The sequence below is a fragment of the Anaerococcus sp. mt242 genome (genome assembly GCF_016798225.1).
In the GTDB taxonomy this organism is placed as follows: Bacteria; Bacillota; Clostridia; order Tissierellales; family Peptoniphilaceae; genus Anaerococcus.
Genome location: NZ_JAEUYX010000005.1, coordinates 1 through 23741, shown reverse-complemented (window position 1 = coordinate 23741; position 23741 = coordinate 1). Strand labels below are relative to the sequence as shown.

Here is a 23741-nt window from a genome sequence, read left to right as displayed (position 1 = left end):
TTGTAATATAGAGTGAGGAAGAATAATGAAAAAATTAAACAAAACATTGTTACTTGCCTCAACATTATTTGTATCCACTGCTGTAAGTACAGCCGATAAATCATATGCTGATGAGGGGTATGACCTAAATGTTGAACCGAGCAAGTCGACTAATTTAGATAATTACGAAACCGAAACAGACGTAAATTTAGAAGCAACAAACGAAAATCCTGAAATTAATTCAAACGAAACTATCAACTACGACAATCAAGCTTTAACTACTGATGAATCTATCGATCAATCCCAAAGCCTTACACCACAAGAAAATACTACAGACTTACAAGATACAGATTCTAAAATTACAGAAGCTGATTTTAGCGTTGAAAAAAATGAAGAAGAGAATGTAGAACAAGAAGCTCCAGTACAAACCCCATCTAGTGCAGATGTAAAAGAAGTTATCTACTATGATGATTCAAACTTAGATGAAGCACTAAATACTGAGTACAACGAAGAAAAATCTCAAGATATAACTAACACATCTAATACTGAAGTAAAAGAAGAAAAACAAAACGATCAAAACGCTCAAAAAGAACAAAGTCAAGCACAAGCAGAAGATACTCAAAATCAAGAAAAAGAACAAGAACAAGAACAAGCAAACCCAGACGAAGAAGAATCAAATCTTGACCAAAAAAACTACTATGCTCCAAAGGGAACAGGATATTTTGTTCATGATGGAGATTCTACAAAATATTACGAAGATAATAAGCTAGTAAAAGGCACAAATGTAATAGTAAAAGATAAATTTTACGAAATCGACAAAGAAGGTAAAGCTACAAACCCAAAAACTCTTTGGGGACGTATTGGCAATAATATCTATTACATGAATGAAGAGGGTAAGCTAACAAAAGGTATTGCCCAAATCAAAGATAAAAAATACTACTTTAACAAAGAAGGACAACTTCAAAGAAACAAAAAAATTGTAACAGGTCAATCTTATTACGAACTTGCTAATGATGGTTCTTTGACTGCGCCTAAAAATAGCTGGGTTACAATCAACAAAAACAAATACTACAATGACAATAACGGCAAACTTTTAAAAGGTATTGCTAAAATTGGCGACAAATCATACTATTTTGATAATAAGGGAACACTTACAACAAATAAAAAACTAGTTACATCTGAAAGATACTATGAAGTTGACAGAAATGGTGTAGCTACAAATAAGAAAAACAAATGGTTTACTATCGCTGGAAATACATATAGATCAGATAACAATGGAAAAATCGTAAAAGGTGTTCAAACTATCAACAATAATCTTTACGTATTTGATGGTAGCGGAAAACTTAACCTAAATAAAGCATCTATTTATGCTGGAAAATATTACAAATCAAATGCCAAAGGTCTAGCAACAGTTGTTAAAAACTCATGGGTAAATCTAAATGGCAAAAAGTACCACACAAATGGGGCTGGTTATGTAAAAGAAGGTGTTTGGAAAATTGATGGAAATTATTATTATTTCACAAAAAATGGACTTACACCAAACCAAACTATTACTCAAAAAGGTGTAGTTTACACAGTTGATGCAAACGGTGTGGCAACAAAAGAAGATAACAACATTCCAGGAGAGAAAAGTATTGATAAGGTAATGGAATGGATGTTTAACGCAAGAGATAAAAAAATGACATATAACATGGGTGCTGGAAGAAACTCCATCAGCCAAGCTGACTGCTCATCAGCAGTTTATAGATCACTAATCCATGGTGGTTTCTTAAATAAGGGAACATGGGTTGGAAATACAGAAACTCTTTTCCAAATGGGTGCAAAAGGAAAAGTAATGTATGAAGTAAAAGAAAATGAACTTCAATACGGAGATATTTTTGTAGCAGGTACACCAGGTGGATCTATAGGAGCCGCAGGACATACAGGATTTATCCTAAATCCCAAAAATGATACAATCATCCACATGACTTACGGCAAAAACGGTGTTGCTGTAACACCTAGAAAAGGATACATGGGAGATAGCAGAGGCCTACCAGTAAAATACTTCAGACTAGTAGGAGCTAACTCTAAGGGTATGTATCTAAATAGAAAATAAGAAAAATATTTTAACAGTCTAAGACAAACTTAGGCTGTTTTTTTGTGGGCAAGAATAATAAAAAGATCCTTATAAAATTTAATTTTGCCTTTATACTCTTATGTAAAAGCATTTTATAAGAAATTTTAGAGATAAATTTTATAATAAAAAATTTATATTTTCCTAAAAATTTTATAAGACAGACTCTATCTCTTTCTATGATATAGCAATAGTTAATAAATTTAACAAAGATTGAAATTTCAAAACATTTTATGCTTTATCAAGATAAAGAAATATGGAAATATTTACATAGGCAATATTTAGGCTTAGTTTTTTCAATGTTTTGTATGTATAAAAATACATGATGATTAATAAAAAATAATAAGAGTGTTGACAAATATATTTTTTTGGCATAAAATAACTCATATCACAATTTAATGGAGGAAAGCAAAGTGAAAATGAAAAAAGTTTTCTCTTCCCTAATGGCTTTAGGACTAGCAACAACCCTAACAGCTTGTGGAGGAAGTACAGATTCAGCAACCACTTCTACAGATAACGAAGCTAAAACAGAAGATAAAGCAGCAGAAGAAAATGCTGAAGAAAATAAAGACGGCCAAGACTCAAGTGAAGATAAAAAAGATGATGACAAAACAGCAGACAATGCTGAAGAAGAATTAGATGAAGAAAGTGCAGAAGATTTAAAAAACTTCGAAACACAAACAAGTGATGACACCCTTGTTATCGGTTCTCCAGAATTTTCCGGTGACTTTTTTGAAGGTTGGCAAAATTCAGCATATGACGTTACAATCAGAAAATTACTAGGTATCGAAGGATCAAACAGTTTTACCACCATGATTATCGATGAAAATGGTGAATGGATTGAAAACTCAGCAGTACTAGAAGGTGAACCAGAAGCAAAAGATAACGAAGATGGTTCAAGAACCTATACTTTCAAAATCAAACCAGGTCTAAAATGGTCAGATGGTAAAGAGTTAACATCTGATGATTATATCTTCTATTCATTATTATTTACTCACCCAGAGTTTATGCCACTTACAGGATCAATAAACCCAGGGGACCTATTTGGTAAGGGCAATGAAGCTTACCACTCAGGTGAATCTGATACATTTGAAGCAGTAGAAAAAGTTGATGATCATACTTTCAAGTACACAATTGATGCATCACAACTTCCTTACTACTACGAAAAATACCTAGCAGCTAGACCAGCTTTTCCAATGCATGCAGTTTCTGAAAACCTAGCATTAAGCGAAGATGGTAAAAAATTAGTTGCTAAAGATGGCTATCAACCAAGTGAAGAAGAAGTTAAAAAATACAAAGACTCAGTTCAAGAACAAATCGATAGAGCAAACGAAGAGTTCAAAGAAGTAGAAGATAAAGCATCAGAAGAAGAAAAAGCTGCTCATGAAAAACAAATAGCAGGTCTTCAAGAAAAACTTGACGGTGATGTTGACCCAACAGAACAACTTATCGAACAAGCTATGCTAAATGTATATAACGAATACAGAACAGCACCAAGTGTAGTTCCAGGACCATACAAATTTGATGAATATAACAACAATATGGTTAAACTTTCTCTAAACCCTGAATATCAAGGTAACTTCAAAGGGGATAAAGCTACAATTCCACACATCATCGTTCAATACGTAAATGATAATATATCTATAGACCTACTAGAAAATGGGGACATCGACGTATGGCAACAAGAAGCTGACGGCGGCAAAATCGATAAAATGAAGGCAGCAGAAGAAGCTGGCAAAATCAAATTAAACTCATTTGAAAGAAATGGTTACGGTTCACTTAACTTCTTAACAGATAGAGGAACAACTCAATACAAAGAAGTACGCCAAGCAATTGCTCATCTAATGGATAGAAACACATTTGTTCAATCATTTGCAGGTGGATATGGGGTAGTAACAAACGGTGCATATGGTCTTAGCCAATGGATGTACCAAGAACGAGGAGCTGACCTAGAAGGAAAGTTTACAAACTATCAATTAAACATTGATACAGCTAACGAATTACTTGACAATTCACCATACAAATTTGAAGCAGATGGAACAACACCTTGGGATCGTGCAAAAGCTGATGAATCATTTAACAAAGACGCTGATAATTTTGACTACTATAGATACAATGACAAAGGTGAAAAACTTGTAGTAAACCAATATGGTTCTGAAGAATCACCAATCACAAGCTTAATGAATAGCCAACTTCCGGTAAATGCAAAACAAGCAGGTATGGAATATAACATCACAGCTGGATCATTCCCAACACTTCAAGAGTACTATGTATTCCCAGAAGAAGATGCGGAATACACAGCATTCTCAATGGCACAAACATTCGATGAAGTATATGACCCATGGGCACAATATAACTCAAAAGGTAACGACAACAAATCTAGAACAAACGACCCTAAAGCTGATGAATTGACAGTAAAACTACGTCAAACTCCACCAGATGATAGAGAACAATACCTAGATAACTGGGAAGAATTCCAACTTTGGTACAATGATTACCTACCACAAATCCCACTTTACTCAAACTTGTTCCACACAGGATACACACCAAGGGTAGAAGGATTTGAACTAAATACACCATCATGGGGTATCGAAGATCAAATTAACGCTGTTAAATTAAAATAGTCAAATAAATTATAAAACTAAATGAGCTCACATCTAGTGGGCTTTTTTAGTATTTATAAATAAATATTATCTTTTAATTGAAATTATTATTAATTTGTTTGTATAAATATATAGTCTAAAAACTTATTATTTTTATCTCTAAAATGGCAATTTTTACTGATAATACAGGTGTTTTTAAGTTGACAAAAATTAGCGATTATATTAATATATTATTTATAAAAATTGTTATTTTGGAAGTTTCAAACTTTTTAATAAAATCCTAAAATATGAATTTATTAAGGAATTATTAATAAAAATTATGTAAAATTATTTAAAAATTTCTTTATGTAACAATATAGAAAGGAAAGTTATGTTTCGTTATATAGTAAAAAGAATTTTAAGCATGATCCCAACAGCTTTAATCATTTCTATAATGCTTTTTGCTTTTTCTAAAGCCATGCCTGGAGACCCTATCCAAGCTATGATGCCACAAGGTACTGCGATGACAAAGGCACAAGAAGCTCAAATGTATAAAAATTTAAAAGAACGTTATGGTTTTGATAAATCCTATTCTGAGCAATATGTAAGATGGCTAGGCAGAACCTTACAGGGAGATTTTGGAGAATCACTTAGAGTAAAAAAACCAGTAAAAGACCACTTAAGAGAACCACTTAAAAATACTATTTATCTAAATATTGGATCTACAATTATTTCATTTGTATTATCTATTTTGATAGGTATAAGGTCGGCCACCCATAGGGGCGGGGTCTTTGATAAGACTTTCCAGACCCTTACTCTAATAGGTATGTCCATTCCTATATTCTTTATAGGCTTACTTTTGATTTATTTCTTTGCATTTAAATTAGGATGGTTGCCTCCAAATGGTATGCCTAGGGAAAACACATTTGGCCAATGGGTAAGATATTTGACATTACCAACCATTGCCCTAACTGTAGGATCTCTTGCATCTTTATCTAGATATGTAAGAAACTCTATGCTTGATGCCCTAAATCAAGATTATATTAGAACTGCAAGATCTAAGGGACTTAAAGAAAAAACAGTTATTTACTCACACGCATTTAGAAATGCCCTTATCCCAGTAGTTACTGCTCTTACTTGGGCTGTACTTGGTATGTTTTCTGGATCTGCTATTACAGAACGTATATTTGCATACAGGGGAATAGGAAATGAGCTTATAACTGCAGTTATTGCCCAAGATTATAACGTAATTTTAGCTTTATCAATGTTTTATGCCATACTGACCCTTTTAGGCAACTTGATAATGGATATAGCTTATGCCCTAGTTGATCCAAGAGTTAAATTAGAAGCTTAAGAGGTGAAATCATGAATAAAACTTTTAATAAATCACTAAAGTCTTATGGAAGATTCTTAAAATCTTATTTCCGTTCTGCTTTTACCTTTGCAAATGATGCGCCAGATATAGAAAATGAAACAAGAATTCCAGAGGATGAAAGATTAGATGAAAATATAAGAGAAAATCTTAACAATCCAAATTCAAATGTGGGCCAAGGACCAGATCCTTCAAGCGAAAACAAGGATTTAAAAGAAGAAGCAATCCTTTCTCCAGGAAAAGTTGCAGTTAAAAACTTCTTTAGAAACCCACTTGGTGTTATTGGTTTAATACTTTTTATAACTATTATTTTAATAGTTTTTATAGGGTCAGCTATCCTACCATTTAACCAATATTATTCTCAAGGTAACCTTACAAATGTAGCACCCGGTGGGGCATACATGAATTTTCCAAAAGAAATGGAAAAAGAAGGTACAAGAAGAATTTCGATTGGTAACACATTTGCAGTAGGCCTTACAAATGAAGATAATGTTTATGTTTGGGGATCTGATAACGAAGATCATGTACTATCTATTCCAGATAGTGTAAAAGAATCTATCAAAGGCAAAAAAGTAACTGATGTTGCAGCAGGTGATAGACATATCCTACTTGCAACTGATGATAACGAAATTTATGGCTGGGGAAATAATTCCTTTGAACAAACCAAAATGCCTCCAATGCAAGAAAATCAAATTAAAACTGAAGGCATCCAAAAACTTGGTGCAGGTGTTCAATACTCTGTTGTCCAAACAAAAGCAAAAAATCTTGTGGTTTGGGGATCAACAATGGCCAGTCGATTAAACTTAATCCCATCTGATATACAAGGTAAGGTAGAGGATTTTGATACATCTCCAATCAATATTTTAGTAGCAAAAACTGATGGTACAGTTCAACTTATCGGTGTACTTGGTGCAGAAAACCAAACAACTATGCCAAAAGAGCTTACTGATGGATCTGTGTTTGTAAAAAAAGTTGCCCTTACTAGCTCATCTGCAGCAGCCCTTGATGATAAAGGAAAACTTTATGTTTGGGGTCCAAGCAGAGATGGTATTTCTGGAGACAAAGTCCCAGATTTTGAAGCACCAATTGTAGATATCCAAGGTGGAGATACAACTTTTACTGCCTTAGATGAAAACGGCAAACTTTATACTTGGGGAAAAGATAATTACGGTGAGCTAAATGCTCCAGAGGGAGATTTTGACCAAATATATGCATCATACTTTAACCAATATGCAGTAGATAAGGAAGGAAATATCAAAACTTGGGGACTAAATGGATTTAGATTTGGTTCTGATGATCAAGGCCGTGATATCTTTACAAGATTAATTCATGGTGGTCGCATGACCATGCTTATTTCCCTAATCTCAACTGTAATCCAAGTTGTACTTGGTGTAATAATAGGTATGATTGCAGGTTTTGCAGGTGGTCGTGTGGATAATATTTTAATGAGGGTATCTGAAATTATTTCATCATTCCCATTTTATCCAATGCTTATCTCACTATCAGCATTATTGCCACCAGGAGCAAGCCAAACTCAAAGAATTACTATGGTGATGGTGCTTTTAGGTTTACTAGGCTGGACAGGACTAGCTCGTCTAGTACGTGGACAAATCCTTGCAGAACGTGAGCGTGATTACATCACTGCTGCCCGTGCACTTGGTGTAAAAAATTCTCAAATAATGATTAAGCATATCTTGCCAAATATCCTTTCTATAGTAATTGTAAACGCAACCTTAGGTTATGCAGGCAACTTACTAACAGAATCAGGTTTGTCATTTTTAGGTTTTGGTGTACAAGAGCCAACACCATCATGGGGGAATATGCTATCTGCTGCCCAAAGTTCAGAAGTATTAAATACTTACTGGTGGAGATGGGTATTCCCAGCACTTGCGGTATTTTTAGTATCATTTTCTGTAAACTTAATGGGGGATGCAATTCGTGATGCAATAGACCCTAGAGCAAATGAGAGATAGAGGAAAAGAATGAGTTTATTAGAAATTAACAAGCTTCACACATATTTTTCTACAAGAAAAGGCCTTATCAAAGCTGTAAATGGTGTATCATTTACAGTTGATGAGGGTAAAACTTTAGGACTTGTAGGTGAGTCTGGTTCTGGTAAAAGCCAAACTGCTATGAGTATTTTGCAATTATTTGAACCAAACCAAAAAATATATGATGGTGAAATAATATATAAGGGTGAAGATTTAGTAAAATATAAGACAAGCCAAATGGAAAAAATCAGGGGAAATGAAATCTCAATGATTTTCCAAGAGCCAATGAGCTCCCTAAATCCTGTATTTACAGTAGAAAGACAAATTTCAGAAGTCCTTATGCTTCATAGAAATATGAATAAACATCAAGCAGCTAAAAGATGTGAAGAACTACTAGCTTCTGTAAAAATCCCAAACCCACACATAGTAGCAAAACAATATCCATTTGAACTTTCAGGTGGGATGAACCAAAGGGTAATGATCGCTATGGCGCTAGCTTGCGAGCCAAAATTATTAATCGCAGATGAGCCAACAACAGCCCTAGATGTAACTATCCAAGCGCAAATTTTAAGATTGATGAATGATTTAAAACATAGACTTAACACATCAATCCTATTTATCACCCACGACCTTGGTGTTATTAACCAAATGGCAGATGAAGTTGCGGTAATGTACTCAGGACAAATTGTAGAACAATCTCCAGTAGAATATATTTTTAAAAGAGATATTACAGACTACAACCATCCTTACACAGTAGCATTACTAAATTCTATCCCATCCATAACAAGTGATAAAAATCAAAGATTAGATATAATTCCTGGATCTGTGCCACACCCACTAAATTTACCAAAGGGTTGCAAATTTGCAGATAGATGTAAATATGCCACAGAAAAATGTGTAAACCAAATGCCAGAATTAGTCGCAGTTAATGAACACCAAAGAATCAGATGTCACTATCCAAATAGAAAGGAAAGAGAAGATGGAAAATACTAACGAAAAAAAGGTCCTATTTAAGATAAGACATCTTAAAAAATATTTCCCTCTTAAGAAAAAAGGTCTATTTAACAAAGGACCTAGTTCCTATGTTCATGCCAATGAATCAATTTCTATTGACATCTATGAAGGTGAAACATTAGGTCTAGTAGGAGAATCCGGATGTGGTAAATCAACATTTGGTAGAACACTTTTACAAATTTATGACCAAACAGAGGGAATAACCCTATATTACGGAAAAACTTTAGAAGATGTTGCCCCAGAATATATGGGCACCATGATAAAAAATATATCTAGCCAGTTTCCAAGCTACAAAAATGCAAATGATGAGCTAAATGATATCTATGCTGAGCTTGAAAATGCAGCTGACGATGAAGCTCGTGCAGCAGCCAATGAAAAGGCAATGTTTAAACGCCGCGAGATCGAAGAAAAATATCTAAATATGATAAGAATTGCTGGTGGACTTTTAGCATCTGATGACCTAGATAAGGTTCAAAGTCTGTTAAATGACTACTACACAAGACTTCGTGAACGTGCAAAAATTATTGCTGATATAGATGTATTTGAGCAAAAACTCCAAATGAGATCTAGAGAATGGGACGAATATTACAATAAACGTGATAACGACCCAAGATATAAGGAATTAATTGCAAAAAGAACTGAACTTTCAAAAGTAGTTGGGGAAAAATACAACAATATCGAAGCATATAGAGATACCCTAAAAGAAAAAGAAGGCTTTGAAGAGCTAGAAAGCCAAAAAGACAATGGTATCGACCTTTCAAAACTAAACGATGAAGAAATGCGTGAGATGAGAAAAGACCTACAAATGATTTTCCAAGACCCCTATGGATCGCTAGATACAAAGATGACAGTTGGAAATATCATAGGTGAAGGTGTCCTAGGACACGATTTATTCAAATCAAGAAAAGATGAAGGATATAACGAATACATCCAAGAAACTATGGAAAAATGTGGACTTGCACCATATTTCTTACACAGATATCCTCACCAATTCTCAGGTGGACAAAGACAAAGAATCGGTATTGCAAGAGCCCTAGCCTTAAAACCAAGCTTTATAGTTTGCGATGAGGCAGTATCTGCCCTTGACGTTTCAATCCAATCACAAATTATAAATCTACTTCAAGACTTAAAAGATCAAAACAATTTGACCTACCTATTTATAACCCACGACCTTTCAGTTGTAAAATACATTTCTGACCGTATCGGGGTAATGTATCTAGGAGTTTTGGTAGAACTTGCAAACACAGAGCAAATATTCGATAATCCAATGCATCCATATACAAAAGCTCTTTTACAAGCAATTCCTAGAACAGATGTGGACCAAGGTCAAGAACTGCAAACAATTGAGGGAGACATTCCTTCAGCAGTAAATCCACCATCAGGATGCCGTTTCCACACTAGATGTCAATATGCTATGGATATATGTAAAACTTACCAACCACAACTAAAAGATTATGGCAAGGGCCACTATGTAGCTTGTCACTTGATGGAAGTAAGCGAAGAAGAAAAACAAAGAGCTTATGATAAAAATCAAGCTTTAAAAAATAAAGAAGAGCACGACCTAGAAGAAATGAGCGCTCTATGAAAAAGCCTATAGATAGATTTAGCGGCAAAAACGCCGATGAAATCTATGAAAAAGAAAACTTGTTAGATGAAAATAATCTAGAAAAAGATGATAAATTAGCAATGTTTTTAGCAGCAATGAAGGTATTTTTACCAGGGTTACTTTTGGTAGTAGGTCCTTTGCTGATGCTGACCATATTTTTATAAAGACAAAGACTCCATATACGTTGGAGTCTTTTTTTGACAAGAGAAATATAAAATGGTACTATAAATGTAACAAATTTAGTACTATAAATGTAACCATAATGGAGCTAGTATTGCAAAAACAAGTTGAAGTAAAAATAGAAAATAGAATTGCCGAATTTAGAAAGGAAAAAGGCCTATCTCAACATAGCTTGGCCAAGGCTGTTGGTCTAAAAAGAAGATCGATTATGGCCTATGAAAATAAAACTATAAGCCCAACTTTAGAGACAGCTTACAAAATATGCAAAGTTTTGGATAAAGATATCAAACAAGTATTTATTTTTGATTAAAAAGAGGAGGAAATATGGGACTTTTTTTCAATGACAAAAATAATATAGATAATAAAGTGGTAGAAAATTTTGGAAAAAATGATGCTTACTTAGTTGCTATAAAGCACAATGGACCAATCAAAGGACTGGGTAAACTTTTAGCTTCAACAAGCTACAATGTTTTTGATTCTAATAGAACCTTTATAATAAATTTTACTAATAAGGGCATATACGAAAAAGAAATTTCTAATTCCACTAAGGGAGACTTCAGCTTGCTACCAGCAAATGAAATAGAATCTTTAAATTTTGATACCAAGGATAACAAGGCTATCATAGACATAGTTCATCTTGGAAAAAAATTAAGCTATGAGATTCCATTTAATGGTAAAATTTTTTCTAATAATAAAATAAATTTTGAAAATATTAAATCTAACGACTGGTATATGATAATTGACTAATAAGGTGCCGCTAAATTATATACTTAAAGATATTTATATCTAGTAAAAATCCCACTTATCCTTATGATTTAAAGGTAAAGAATAATATTATAGGAACAAATTAGCAATAATAGAGTGCTTTTGCCAGTCTTATTATTTGATATTACAAAAGACGAACCCTAACTTCAAGGTTCGTCTTTTTTATTTATAAATCTTTTATATTCATTTTTTCTATTTGCTTATTAACACGATTTTTCTCGCGTACTCCAAAGTATATTGCTAAGAATATAAATGTTGGGATATTTGCAATCAAAAAACCAAAGAATTGACTTAAAATACTACTATTATTACTTACTCCAATGCTATCGTAGGTTAGTGAACCTAAAGATAATAATATAAAGCTTATACCAGGCAATATCAAACCAAAGAACTTACTATCAGTAGATGAAAGTTTAACTTGAACAAATATAACTCCTATAAAAACTAACAAAGTTATCAATAAGTAAAAATTAGTATTTCGCATACTAGACTCCTTTCCTTTTCCTATATTCATTTATTAGAATCTTCGCTGTATCAAAATCAATTTTGTCATTTACAGCAAGTTTTTTAACCAGACCCACATATGGATCTTGGGCATTATCTTCATTAATCTCAATCTTTTGAATAAGTTTATCCAATCTAAGCCTTACAGTAGGGTAAGTAACCTCATACTGCTTTGCTATTTCTTTTAAAGAACCCGATGCAAGTAAAAAGTTTTTAATAAAATTTATATCTTCATCATCTAAATTACTCATCCAGTCAGGAATTACATCTATAGCCATATATCTCTCCTTTAATTATATTCAATATACACTTGAATAATATTAAAATCAAATATTAAGTAAAATGCATTTTTATTTAAAGTTAAGTTATATACAAAATTAACAAATTTTTGGTACAATAAAAGCAAAAGGAGGCAGATGTGTTTAAGATTAATAATTTTATAGATAATGATGACATAATGATTACTGACCAGCAGGGGGCTTTTAGGATAGCAGAATACAAAAGAGACTTATCAGTTACTAAGGAAACTGCTCAAAAGGAATATTTTGCCGCCCAAATGGGGGTTAGGCTCAAACAATTAGTTTGTGACTTATCAGTAAATCCAGTTACCCTCCAACAAGGAGCTATGCAATGGATGGTTGGTGATGTAAATGCTGGTACAGGTATCAAGGGTGTGGGAGATTTTTTTAGCAAAAGTATAAGATCATCTGTAACTAACGAATCTGCCATAAAGCCAGAATACCACGGCTCAGGTATGGTAGTTTTAGAACCAACTTATAAATACATAATTTTACTAGATGTTGATAATTGGGATGGTGGCCTAGTTTTAGAAGACGGATATTTCCTAGCTTGCGAATCATCCCTAGACCACAAAACAGTAGCCAGATCTTCAATTTCATCTGCAGTTGCTGGTGGAGAAGGATTGTTTAACTTAGGTTTATTTGGTAATGGAGTGGTGGCTTTGGAATCACCAGTCGCAAGAAATGAGTTAATTGAGGTTGAACTTGATAATGATGAACTAAGGATAGACGGATCTTTTGCTATTGCTTGGTCTTCTTCACTTAAATTTACTGTTGAGCGAACAACAAGGTCATTAATAGGATCTGCTGCCAGCGGAGAAGGCTTTGTAAATGTTTACCGCGGTACAGGAAAAGTCCTTATGGCACCAGTAGATTTATAAATTTAATGTGGGTATCTATATTATAGTAAAGGTGTATGATATGGATTTTAAAATAAGAGATATATGGAATAAAAATGGCCAGCTAGCCATAGATCATTGGGGCGCATTAAAAAGTGAGCCTTTGGACGCAGATTTATCAAGTGTAGAAAATTTTAAAGAATTTCTAATTGGCCAATACGGCCGGGATGAGAAAACTGCAGAAAAAGAATTAAAGTGGTTTTCTGATTTTTCTAGAACATTTGAAAGTGAATAAATAAGTAAAAAGATTGATAGTAGTGATCTAGCGATTTTTTTATATAGTATATATGTGTAAATGTTATCTAAAAAATATTTTTTAAGATGGAGAAACTATATGAATCAAAATTATAAAAATATTGGTAATGAAATTAAGAGGATTAGAAAATCTAAGAATATGTCCCAACGAATGCTAGCTGAATTATCGGGAATAAACATAGAATCAGTTAGAAGAATAGAAAACAATTACAACAACCCTAGGCTTGATTCGTTTATAGAAATATTAGATGCTTTAGACATAGATTTTGAAATAGTATTAATGAAAGATAAAGGATCTAGTTGGGAGGAAGCTAGTAAAATTATAAGAAAAATAGATTATGATTTAGAAAATACAAATTTTCATAGAATAGAAGAAAAAATAAAAGAGCTAATATCTATCAGAGAAAATTTATCAGAGCTATACTATACAAATCTAAATCAGTACATATATTATTATAAAGGGATTTATGAAAAAGAAGTTACTGGAGACTATGATAAATTTAAAGAGTACCTCCTGCTTGCCTTAAACTTAAAAGATGAGGATTTAAAAGAAAAATCTAATAGAAGTCCTAATACAATTGGATCTAGGATACTAATCAATCTTTCTGAATATTATCTATATATCGATAAGATAGAAAAATGCAAAGAAATATTAGATTATCTTATGGATAAATTAGAAAAATATGATCCTAATTACATAAATCTGATGTATAATTTGGCAAGATACTATTATGTATGTAAAGATTACAATAATTCAATAATAATTTGTGATAAGTCTTTAGCTCAAAGCTCAGCCAACAATGACTTTAAAAGAATTATGTTATTTTATTACCTAAAAGGATTATCTATGTATCAACTTAATGATCCTGACTATGAGATAGAACTTAATAAATCCCTAGATTTATGTAGTCTATTGTTAAAAGATAACGTTAGAATTTTAATAGAAAAAAGCATAAAAAATATAATAAATGCTCCATAGGCCCACAAAAAAGTGGGTTTTTTTTTATTGTAAAAGAAATTATAATAGAATTGTAAAAAGTAAAGAAAGGATAAAAAATGAAATTAAGAAAAAATAAATTAATTGCAGCTTTACTACTGCTTTGTGTCATGGTTATACCTAACAATCGTTCAGATATATCACAAATACCAATATCAATATATAGTTTATAAAATAATATTTAGTTATTTAACTTAGTTATATCTAGTGGTGCAGAAAATATAATAATAAGGAGAAAAAATATGGAATTAATTATGCTTGTAGCAGCAACTTTAGGAGTACCAACAGCAATAGCAACTACAGTTGTTAATGTGGTACTAGGCGCAGGAACATTAGTAACAGTTTTAGGAATTATCTCAAGTATAGCATCTGGTGGGGCTACTGCTCTTATGACAATGGGGTGGGCAACCTTTAAACAAACTGTAAAAACATTAGCTAAAAAAAGTATGGTTAAAGCCGTTGCTTGGTAAAAAATACTTAAAATAATTTAATAAAATCTGCACCACTATTTATATATTTTTACCCTTAGGAGATTAAATTGCTACTTTTTTCTATACTTGGGAAAATTAATTTGAAAAGTAAATTTAGTTTTTATCAAAAGTTCTTTTCTTTAGAAACTCAAAAGCCTTGCTACATAGTTTTTTTTGCAAAAGAATTTCTTACGTTGTTATTTACCTCTATATTTCTATATTATTTTTTAAATAACATAGAAATTTTTAATATAAACATTAACTTAGTAAAAATATTAATCTTGATGGTTATATTTGTGAATTTATCAACTACTAATAAGACTAATATAAATTTTTTACAAAATAATTTGGATTTATATAGGATTAATTCTACTACTTATCCTAGTTTTTTGAAAAAAACAATCACTCCCATATATATAATTGATTTTATATTTAATATATCTAGTTTAATTCCTATTATAGTAGGAGCAGTGGTATGGGATAGGAAGCTAGTATTTTATATTGTACCTGTATTTATATTATCCTATTTTTCAAAAATAGGATCAGTTAATAAGGAAATTAAGAAAAACTATAATTCAGGCCTTGCTTTATTTATTAAGGTAATTAAAGTTATTTTTGCTATAGTATTTACATATCTCATTGTATCTCTCGTTTTTTCTTTAGTTGGGGAGACAATAAATATTATAAAATTAATAATTAATAGTAATTCTTTTGAGGAAGATGTTTTACTTAGTGACTTAATGGAATCAATTAAAAGACCAATAAGTATTTACAAGTATTATTTTTTTAAATACAAATTTTTTATTTTACTTGTTTTAATTTTATATGTAATTATTAATATAATAAATAATCTTAGAAATTATAGGGATATCTGGCTTAATAAAATTTTAATTTTAGATGGTAATATAGTTTCTAATAAATATATAAAATCAGATGATAAATTACCTTTGATAAAAAGAATATATTCTGCTTCACTAGATAATCTAGCTAGTCAAGTTTTAAAAATTCCAGAGTACATGGTAGTTACCTTAATAGAGCTTATGATACTAAATAATCAGAAAAATGATATGATTAAGATTACCCTTATAATATGGCTTTTTTATATATCTAATTCCAATTTTATTAGATCCTTGTATGTAACATTAGCTAATGAATTTACGAACTATGATATAAGAACTGACGTATATTATTTTAGATTAGCTTCAAAGCCTATCCTAGATATTTATAATAATAGAGTTAATTGTTTAAATAATTACACAAAAAAAATGCTGTTTGTACAGATAATCTTACAGGCAGTGTTTTCCATTATTTATATTGATAATAAAATATTTGCTTTAATGCTTATATTTATAATTATCTTTCTTGCACCGAGAATACAAATATTCAATTGTAAGCTAGCAACATTTTCTAGATTTTTAAACTTTGCTATTTCTTCCCAATTAGACACTAGTTTAGATAATAGCGAAGAAAGTTCTTTCATAGATGAGAAGATGCAAAATTTATTTAAGTTACCTTTTACAATAATTCCTATGCTCATATTGATTATTGAATATATAAGTGAGTTTTTAAATATATACTACTTACTTTTTCTAGTTGTGATATTTATAATTACTGGAAGCTTAATAGACAAACAAATGGATGCTACTATAACAAAGGGAGGCAATATACTTGAAAGGATTAATGTTATCGATTAAAGAAGGAGTTTCCTATTACAAGAATCAATTTATTTTTGCAACTGTTCTTTATATTTTGACTCTTTTTTTAGGAATTATAATTTTTAGAAATGAGAAAATAAGTATAGAGCCTAAAATTATGGGCTTTTGGGAATTATTAGCCCACAATAGTATATCTGCCATATTGATTATAGTATTAGGAATTTTTACTTTTGGTATTTTTGGTAATTTTATATTAATCAGCAATAGCGTAGTTTTAGGTAGAGTTATTATAGGAGTTATAAATCAATATGGTATGAGTCCTATAATTGAGCATATACTTCCTCATTTTGTTTTTGAAACATGTGCATTGTTATTAGCTACGGCTTTATCATATGAGACATTTAAATTTATATATAACGTTACCCATGATGATACAAAAGTTATTAAGTTAAGATATTTTTTCTTAGGGATTCTTATAATATTATTTTTACTAATAATTGCAGCATTAATAGAAAGTAATATTGGAGTTAGAATATAATGCTAGAAATAAAAGATTTAACATTCTCATATGATGATAAACTTATATTTGATAAATTTTCTTTTAAGCTAGATGAGAAAGAAATTTTATGTATAAACGGAAAAAATGGATCTGGTAAAACCACACTTCTAAAGATTTTATCCGGGTTAAATTATTGTCCAGATTTAGAGTGTTATCTAAATAATAAAAAGATAACACAGGCAATGTTAAAAGATTATATTAGCTACATACCTTCTCAGCCAAATTTTTTTGAAATAATGTCAGCAAAAGATTTTATCCTATGGGTTAAGGCCTTGTGGAAGAAAGACCAAATTTTTGTAGATAAGGTTTATAATTATATAGATTACTTAGATTTAGATATAAATCCAGAGTATCAAATAGGGACTTATTCTTTGGGGATGAAATATAAACTATATTTCTCAACATTTTTAGCCTTAGATAAGAAAATTATACTTATGGATGAACCTTTAAACAGTTTGGATATATCCAGTCGAAAAAAAGCAATAGCTTTAATTAAGCAAAATATAGAGGATAATAAGTCTGCTTCTATATTTTCAAGCCATGTTAAAGATACAATATTAGACTTATCAACAAGATCAATAAATTTAGGAGAAAAATATGAATAAGAAGATTTTAATATTAGTTGTAGTAGTTTACCTTATAGCTTTATTTATCCTCAAAGATAATAAAAGAGCCCAAATAATAGCCACTGCTGTATTTGCAATAATTTCATCTATTATTATTTCAAGCATTATGACTAAAAAAAAGCAAATACGAAAATAGATTTATCATTCGAGAATTAATATAATCTCTGTCTTAAGTATTGCTAGAAGAATTAGTAAGAACTAGTAATATTAAAAACATTCTATATGTATATGATAAAAATAACTCAAGCTTGTTAAAATTTATAAAAAACTTGAGTTATTCTTGGATTTAATATTCAATTAATTAAATATACCCATAAAGAAGTCACCTAGTAGGGCTGAGATTAAAAATGTTCCTATGATTACAAAAATAGAAACTATCACTCCCTTTATCCCAACTGACTTAAATGCTCCCCAGTCTTTACCGATTATAACTCCGGCGTAGGCTAGGATTGGTGTAATAATTGCGTTGATATTTAGACTATCGACACTTTTTATTACAAAATCAGATATTGGTGAGATTGGGCTTGAAATAAGGATTGCAATGATTGAAATCCAAAGTACTGCCGAAACTTTTTTAAGTGGCACTACATAGGATAAGAAATATCCTCCTAGGGTAATAGCTGACAAAACTAAGATGCCTGGTAGAGAATTGCCCAGACTTTCATAGCCAATCATATTTGCAACAGTACAAGCAATTATTGTAAAAAATAGGGCTATGATTATGGATGGAAAATCAGTTTTGAACTTTTGCATTTTTTCCTCCTCTTAGCTTATCAAATCTCTTGTATAAAAATTCTGTAAGCGGCAATCCCAAAAATATACCAAGTGGCAGAGCAATTACACTGGAAATTAGGTTTGAAAGTCCAGCAAAGGCTGTCATTTCTGCCTCATATTGCGGATAGTTTGCAATCAGTGCAGAAAGTCCTGCTGTCATCATAGATGCAGATCCTGCTCCAGTACCCATAGCTGCTGCCTGTGGGCTTACAATTCCTAGAGAAATTGTAATTGATGTAATAATACTTAAAATTATAGGCCCTAAAATTGTTCCTATAATATAAACTGCCATTACTCCTCTAAATTCTGGAGATTGGGCACCGTAATTATCTTGGATAAGACCTACATTTGATTCCCTACTTAGGGCGTGGCACATACCGATAGATTCTCTTTTTAGGCCAAGTAGCATGGCAATTGGTAGAGAAATAATAATTGTACCCAAGTTACCAAAGTTTTGTAAAACAAGAGCAAGGCCTGCTTCTTTTATAGCTTCAAGTTGTGATCCACTAGCTACTCCTAGTTTTGCAATTAAAATTGCAAGCATGATACTCATCATGGAGTTTGCTGCTGGAGCTTCTTTTTCTGTTAAAGTTTTAATTGGTGACATATAAACGGCAAATGATAGAACCATTGCCCAAATCAGGGGAGAAAATACTATTGTTATTCCTCCGACATTTAAGTTTTTTGGACCGATTAGGATGCTTATTATAGCCAAAATCAGGACTGTAATATGCATGCCTAGGTCATCTTTTATTTTAAATTTGTGCATAAAATCTCTTTCTATTTTAATATTTCAAAGGCAGATGCAATAAATGTAGCAACACCCTTGTAGAATAGGGACTCGTCTAGGTTAAATTTGGAGTTGTGGTTTGGATAGCAAACTCCATCTGAGTGCTCTCCTAGGTTTGATAAAAACATAAAGCAGCCAGGAACTTCTTGTTGGTAAAAGGCCATGTCTTCTCCACCCATAACTGGTTTTCTAAGGTCAAATACATCTTCTGGCAGGATATCACTTACTATAGACTTAACCTGGCCAGTAAATTCTGGGTCATTGTTAAGTACTGGGTAAAATCTTTCGTAATTTACATCAGCAGATCCACCGTAGGTTTTGGCAATGCCCTCTGAAATTTCAATAACTCTTTTTTCTACAATATCTCTTACATCTTCGCTAAGAGATCTAGCTGTTCCCATCATTTCTACCTTATCTGGGATGATATTTTGGGTAAAACCACCGTTTATTTTACAAACAGAAACTAGGGCGCTATCTACTGGGGCAATTTCTCTTGAAATAATTTTTTGAAGTCCCATTAGGATTTCCCCAGAAATAACTATTGGGTCGATAGCAAGATGTGGGCTTGCTCCATGTCCGCCTTTACCATTTACTTCTATAGTAAACTTATCCATAGCAGCCATCATTTCATTTTCCTTAAAGGCAATAGATCCGCGTGGAATTTCTGCCAAATGTCCTCCGTGCATACCGATTATGAAATCAACTTTTGGATTTTCTAAAACTCCTTCATCAATCATTGGTTTTGCACCACCTGGGATTTCTTCTCCTGGTTGGAAGATAAATTTTACAGATCCTTTTAATTTATCCTTGTTTTCATTTAAAATTTTTGCAGCAGTTAAGGCTATTGCTGTGTGAGAATCATGACCACATGCGTGCATCTTGCCTGGGTGGGTAGATGCAAACTCAAGTCCTGTTTCTTCAGCAACTGGCAAAGCATCCATGTCAGCTCTAATTGCAAGACATTTGCCAGCTTCACTTCCTTCTATTAGGGCAGAAAGACCATTGCCATTTACATATTCCTTGTATTCGATGCCAAAATCATCTAATTTTGATTTTACGTAGGCAACTGTTTTTGGTAATTCTAATTCCAATTCAGGAATTTTATGTAGCTCGCGTCTCATTTCTATACAAAGGTCTTCATTAGCCTTTGCAAGTTCTATGTAATCCATAATAACCTCCATAAATAAAACTATATTTAAATTATAGTTTTTGAAAATATATTGTCAAATATTTTAATTAAGCGAAAACATTAAAAAATTAAAAAACTAGGAAAACGATGTTTAGAATAAAAACTCCTGGGTATTATATTAATAAGAAAATATATTTTCAACTAGAAAGATAGGAGGATAGTCCAATGGAAAGAGAACACGATTTCGAACTTTACTTTAAGCCAGATTGTCCATTCTGCTTGAAGGTGTTAGACTTTTTTAGAGATAATGACATCATCAAGTTTCCATCCTATAATATAGAAGATGTAACCTGCGGCGAGGAAAATGCTCGTAAATTAGAAGAAGTCGGAGGTAAGGTACAAGTACCATGTCTAGTTGTAGATGGAAAAGCAATGTACGAATCTGACGATATAATTGAATACGCAAAAGAAAATCTTCTTTAATAAAAATATTAGATATTGAGATAAATATAAAAAGCATTTCGCTTTGAAACTCCGAAAGAAAAAGTGAGTATCGTCTCCAGTTTCAAAAATTTGCTTATAATAAGAGTAATTAAAGAAATTTGCTTTTAAATTAAACACTGAACCCAAGTTTTTAAGACTATTGGATAAGGAAATTTTTAAAATCGCAAACACGTGTAACAGACCAGACGATTTTAAAATAACCATTAGAAAATAGTTTTATCGTAAACTTGGGTTTTTTATTTGCCTGATTCTAAGGGTATATTGATAGTTTCAAAAAAAAGCAGGATTTTATGAGCTGAACCCCTCCATCCGTATTCCGGATTTTGGGGTTCAGCTCATTTTACCCTCTTATATTTTTATCATATATTTAAATTATTGTTGTTTATAAATCAATTCCAACAATTTTTCTTTACTTCACCTACTCCAGTAACAGATAATGCTATTTGAGTCGCAGCTCCAATTATAATATCTATTTTATCTGAATTTGAGATTCCAACACCTTGTAAATAGGATTTTAAATTACGATCTTTGATAGCTAAAGCTATTAAGTAAGCGGCATCTTTTAAACTGCCCAATGTTTCTGCTATTGTAGTTAATTTACCTATTGCATATCCGCCAGCAGCTATTAAACCTATTTTTGTTAAAGCTTTTGTTACAGCCCAAACACAACTTCCATTAATAGTGATTGATTTAGTACTTACAGATAAGCTATCATTTGCTTTATCTTCGATTTGACCAACATCTATACCATTATTTCTATAAACTAATGCCATCTCGCTTTGATTATCTACTAAGTTTTTATCATATATTTCTTTTTCTGATAAAATTACTCTGTAAACGTAATCAGATAAATCATCCATACTTAAATTTTCTATCTGAGAATATTCATTTGTACATTTTTCAATTTCATCTATAGCTTTAGCTTGTGAGATCAATGGATTTGAAAACTAGAATATAAATCCAATTAATAATATACTAGATGCTATTTTAAGTAACTTGTCTTTCAATATTGATAAAGAATTATTCACCTTGACTTCCAATTAAATTATTAATAATATTGTATGCTTCGATATGGCTTAGATTTTTTAAATCATTCAGATACTCTATTGCTTCTAATTTATTTCCATCATTAATGAGTTTAATTATTTTTGCTATATCTTCATCTGTTAAATTTAATTTTTTCAAGGTTTTGTAATCGACATCGCCACTCATTTCTGATATTAATTTACTTAAATTATCTACTTTTTTTGATAATATATTATATTTATCTCTCAAATAAACACCTTGTGCAATAAATATAATTATTAATATAGCATCAGCTATTGCTCTAATTTTATTATCCATAACCTTCCTTTGTTATTGTTTAATTAACACCTTTCAATCAAGATGTACCCAAAAAGATATGTTTTAAATACTAAATTTAATTAATTTTAATAGATTATTTAAACAATAGTTATTTTATATGTATATTTTAACAGACTAAATAGGGTATACTCTACTTAGTCAAAAAAGATCAAAAGAATAAAATGTAAACATTTTTTATTTATCAAATTTATATGTAATACTATTTTTGATAGTTTAATATTTTATAAATACATATTATTAATCCTTATTGAATTCAATATTTTATAAATATATAATATTAAATATGTAAAGAAAGTTGTAATATTAAAAGAGAATTTATGAGGAAAAAATGTGGGCAGCTGATTCAGGAACAATAATTGCAGAAATAGTAAATATAAATGATGCTCATCCTAATAACGGGTATATAGAAGCATGGTAAGAAAAATATTTACATCATTAATTGGAGTAATATTTCTTTTTGTAAACTTTTTTGTAAATTACATACCAATGAATAATATTGTGATAATAACGTTAATAATCTTAGCATGGATTCCTATTTTACTTTTAAATAATGGATTTAGGCCTGAACTTAATTTAAAGAAAAAAGTTTTACTAAGTATAGCATCATTTGTAATAGAAGTCTTTATCTTTTTAGTTTCATCTTTTATTTTTGAATCTGGATTGATTTTTAATTTAGATAAGGCATCTTTGTGGGAATATAATAAACTTATTGGTCTATATGCCATTACAGGAATGTTTTTGATAGAAGAGTTTATTAAATATTTATATACAAAAAATCACATCTTAAATCAGTCTACATAGCCTGGTTTAAGTTTTTATAGTTGCTATAACCATAATAGAAAGAATTATTAGCAAAAACTATAAAAACAAAAGAAAAATGCTTTGAAATAATCAAAGTAACTAAGGATAGTGAGCAAAATAGTAAAATCAAAAGGAGGGAAAGAATTGAAAGAAGTAAAAGTAAATAAGAAAAACATGACATTTTTAAATGGGCTAGGATATCTTTACATACCTACACTTATATTTTTAATATCAGGATATGTGATGAGGGGTTATGATCTGATATTTATAAGCTCGTTTTTTACAGTAGTTACCCTAGCTTATTTTTCCTCTTATTATATAGTAAATAAAAGCTTTGATAAGATTAAAGGAGAAAGATTTATAGGGCTTGTAGTTCCTTTAATGTTTGTTATATCAGTAGTTCTAGCTATAATTTTAAATATACTAGTAAGTCTTTAAAATAAAAATAACCCAAGCCTCTAAGGTGACCCCAAAAAGTTGGACTTAACATCAGGCATAGATTTATATCTGTG

General features: G+C 31.1%; 27 protein-coding genes. 20 read left to right on the top strand and 7 right to left on the bottom strand.

Annotated features, from left to right (window positions below):
• Positions 1-25: 25 nt before the first annotated feature.
• From JNO63_RS03675 to JNO63_RS03635, 9 genes are all read left to right on the top strand, one after another.
• Positions 26-2074 (top strand): peptidoglycan amidohydrolase family protein, encoded by a 2049-nt coding sequence (locus JNO63_RS03675; RefSeq protein ID WP_203127143.1) that lies wholly within the window; start codon positions 26-28, stop codon positions 2072-2074.
• A 437-nt stretch (positions 2075-2511) separates the two neighbouring features.
• Positions 2512-4716, top strand: a complete 2205-nt coding sequence (locus tag JNO63_RS03670; protein ID WP_238390470.1) for an ABC transporter substrate-binding protein — start codon at positions 2512-2514, stop codon at positions 4714-4716.
• Positions 4717-5065: 349 nt separating this feature from the next.
• The gene (locus tag JNO63_RS03665) at positions 5066-6028 is read left to right on the top strand and encodes an ABC transporter permease (protein WP_203127141.1); all 963 of its coding nucleotides are present in this window, start codon (positions 5066-5068) and stop codon (positions 6026-6028) included.
• A gap of 11 nt (positions 6029-6039) precedes the next feature.
• On the top strand, positions 6040-8019 hold the full coding sequence (locus JNO63_RS03660) for an ABC transporter permease subunit (RefSeq protein ID WP_203127140.1): 1980 nt from the start codon (positions 6040-6042) through the stop codon (positions 8017-8019).
• 9 nt (positions 8020-8028) lie between these two features.
• Positions 8029-9030 (top strand): ABC transporter ATP-binding protein, encoded by a 1002-nt coding sequence (locus JNO63_RS03655; protein WP_203127139.1) that lies wholly within the window; start codon positions 8029-8031, stop codon positions 9028-9030.
• Positions 9017-10636, top strand: coding sequence for an ABC transporter ATP-binding protein (locus JNO63_RS03650; RefSeq protein WP_203127138.1), 1620 nt, complete (start codon positions 9017-9019; stop codon positions 10634-10636). Before JNO63_RS03655 ends, JNO63_RS03650 begins: the two co-directional genes overlap by 14 nt.
• On the top strand, positions 10633-10821 hold the full coding sequence (locus JNO63_RS03645; RefSeq protein ID WP_203127137.1) for a hypothetical protein: 189 nt from the start codon (positions 10633-10635) through the stop codon (positions 10819-10821). The genes JNO63_RS03650 and JNO63_RS03645 overlap by 4 nt, the downstream gene beginning before the upstream one ends.
• 110 nt (positions 10822-10931) lie before the next feature.
• A complete protein-coding gene (locus JNO63_RS03640) occupies positions 10932-11147 on the top strand; it encodes a helix-turn-helix transcriptional regulator (protein ID WP_238390469.1) in 216 nt (71 codons plus the stop codon).
• Between the two features lie 14 nt (positions 11148-11161).
• Positions 11162-11584 (top strand): histidine kinase, encoded by a 423-nt coding sequence (locus JNO63_RS03635; protein ID WP_203127135.1) that lies wholly within the window; start codon positions 11162-11164, stop codon positions 11582-11584.
• 184 nt (positions 11585-11768) lie between these two features.
• On the opposite strand, the gene JNO63_RS03630 is transcribed toward JNO63_RS03635, so the two are convergent.
• Complete coding sequence (locus tag JNO63_RS03630) at positions 11769-12086, bottom strand: hypothetical protein (RefSeq protein ID WP_203127134.1); 318 nt, start codon at positions 12084-12086, stop codon at positions 11769-11771.
• Position 12087: 1 nt separating this feature from the next.
• Positions 12088-12384 carry a DUF2089 family protein gene (locus JNO63_RS03625; protein WP_238390468.1) on the bottom strand — a complete coding sequence of 99 codons (297 nt, stop codon included), beginning with the start codon at positions 12382-12384 and terminating at the stop codon, positions 12088-12090.
• Positions 12385-12524: 140 nt separating this feature from the next.
• On the opposite strand from JNO63_RS03625, the gene JNO63_RS03620 reads away from it, so the two are divergent.
• The 8 genes from JNO63_RS03620 to JNO63_RS03585 all read left to right on the top strand — a co-directional run bounded on the left by JNO63_RS03620 (position 12525) and on the right by JNO63_RS03585 (position 18002).
• The gene (locus JNO63_RS03620; RefSeq protein WP_203127133.1) at positions 12525-13286 is read left to right on the top strand and encodes an AIM24 family protein; all 762 of its coding nucleotides are present in this window, start codon (positions 12525-12527) and stop codon (positions 13284-13286) included.
• 40 nt (positions 13287-13326) lie between these two features.
• Entirely contained in the window at positions 13327-13539 is a 213-nt protein-coding gene (locus JNO63_RS03615) for a hypothetical protein (RefSeq protein ID WP_203127132.1), read from the top strand.
• A 99-nt stretch (positions 13540-13638) separates the two neighbouring features.
• On the top strand, positions 13639-14538 hold the full coding sequence (locus JNO63_RS03610; protein ID WP_203127131.1) for a helix-turn-helix domain-containing protein: 900 nt from the start codon (positions 13639-13641) through the stop codon (positions 14536-14538).
• A 260-nt stretch (positions 14539-14798) separates the two neighbouring features.
• Entirely contained in the window at positions 14799-15026 is a 228-nt protein-coding gene (locus JNO63_RS03605; RefSeq protein WP_203127130.1) for an uberolysin/carnocyclin family circular bacteriocin, read from the top strand.
• 740 nt (positions 15027-15766) lie between these two features.
• A complete protein-coding gene (locus JNO63_RS03600) occupies positions 15767-16720 on the top strand; it encodes a hypothetical protein (protein ID WP_203127129.1) in 954 nt (317 codons plus the stop codon).
• Positions 16695-17219 (top strand): stage II sporulation protein M, encoded by a 525-nt coding sequence (locus tag JNO63_RS03595; RefSeq protein ID WP_203127128.1) that lies wholly within the window; start codon positions 16695-16697, stop codon positions 17217-17219. The genes JNO63_RS03600 and JNO63_RS03595 overlap by 26 nt, the downstream gene beginning before the upstream one ends.
• Complete coding sequence (locus tag JNO63_RS03590) at positions 17219-17845, top strand: ATP-binding cassette domain-containing protein (protein WP_203127127.1); 627 nt, start codon at positions 17219-17221, stop codon at positions 17843-17845. Before JNO63_RS03595 ends, JNO63_RS03590 begins: the two co-directional genes overlap by 1 nt.
• Complete coding sequence (locus tag JNO63_RS03585) at positions 17838-18002, top strand: hypothetical protein (RefSeq protein WP_203127126.1); 165 nt, start codon at positions 17838-17840, stop codon at positions 18000-18002. Before JNO63_RS03590 ends, JNO63_RS03585 begins: the two co-directional genes overlap by 8 nt.
• A gap of 161 nt (positions 18003-18163) precedes the next feature.
• On the opposite strand, the gene JNO63_RS03580 is transcribed toward JNO63_RS03585, so the two are convergent.
• The 3 genes from JNO63_RS03580 to JNO63_RS03570 are packed head-to-tail and all read right to left on the bottom strand — an operon-like array spanning position 18164 to position 20599.
• Positions 18164-18619, bottom strand: a complete 456-nt coding sequence (locus JNO63_RS03580) for a hypothetical protein (RefSeq protein WP_203127125.1) — start codon at positions 18617-18619, stop codon at positions 18164-18166.
• Positions 18600-19409 (bottom strand): DUF3100 domain-containing protein, encoded by an 810-nt coding sequence (locus JNO63_RS03575; RefSeq protein WP_203127124.1) that lies wholly within the window; start codon positions 19407-19409, stop codon positions 18600-18602. Before JNO63_RS03575 ends, JNO63_RS03580 begins: the two co-directional genes overlap by 20 nt.
• Before the next feature lie 11 nt (positions 19410-19420).
• Positions 19421-20599 (bottom strand): M20 metallopeptidase family protein, encoded by a 1179-nt coding sequence (locus tag JNO63_RS03570; RefSeq protein ID WP_203127123.1) that lies wholly within the window; start codon positions 20597-20599, stop codon positions 19421-19423.
• Positions 20600-20784: 185 nt separating this feature from the next.
• On the opposite strand from JNO63_RS03570, the gene JNO63_RS03565 reads away from it, so the two are divergent.
• Positions 20785-21042 (top strand): glutaredoxin family protein, encoded by a 258-nt coding sequence (locus JNO63_RS03565; RefSeq protein WP_203127122.1) that lies wholly within the window; start codon positions 20785-20787, stop codon positions 21040-21042.
• 410 nt (positions 21043-21452) lie between these two features.
• Here the strand turns inward: JNO63_RS03565 and JNO63_RS03560 are convergent, their stop codons facing one another.
• Entirely contained in the window at positions 21453-21998 is a 546-nt protein-coding gene (locus JNO63_RS03560) for a hypothetical protein (RefSeq protein ID WP_203127121.1), read from the bottom strand.
• A gap of 85 nt (positions 21999-22083) precedes the next feature.
• Entirely contained in the window at positions 22084-22407 is a 324-nt protein-coding gene (locus JNO63_RS03555) for a hypothetical protein (protein ID WP_203127120.1), read from the bottom strand.
• Between the two features lie 432 nt (positions 22408-22839).
• On the opposite strand from JNO63_RS03555, the gene JNO63_RS03550 reads away from it, so the two are divergent.
• Positions 22840-23229, top strand: coding sequence for a hypothetical protein (locus JNO63_RS03550; protein WP_203127119.1), 390 nt, complete (start codon positions 22840-22842; stop codon positions 23227-23229).
• A gap of 144 nt (positions 23230-23373) precedes the next feature.
• Positions 23374-23667 (top strand): hypothetical protein, encoded by a 294-nt coding sequence (locus JNO63_RS03545; RefSeq protein ID WP_203127118.1) that lies wholly within the window; start codon positions 23374-23376, stop codon positions 23665-23667.
• The last annotated feature ends 74 nt before the right edge of the window (positions 23668-23741 follow it).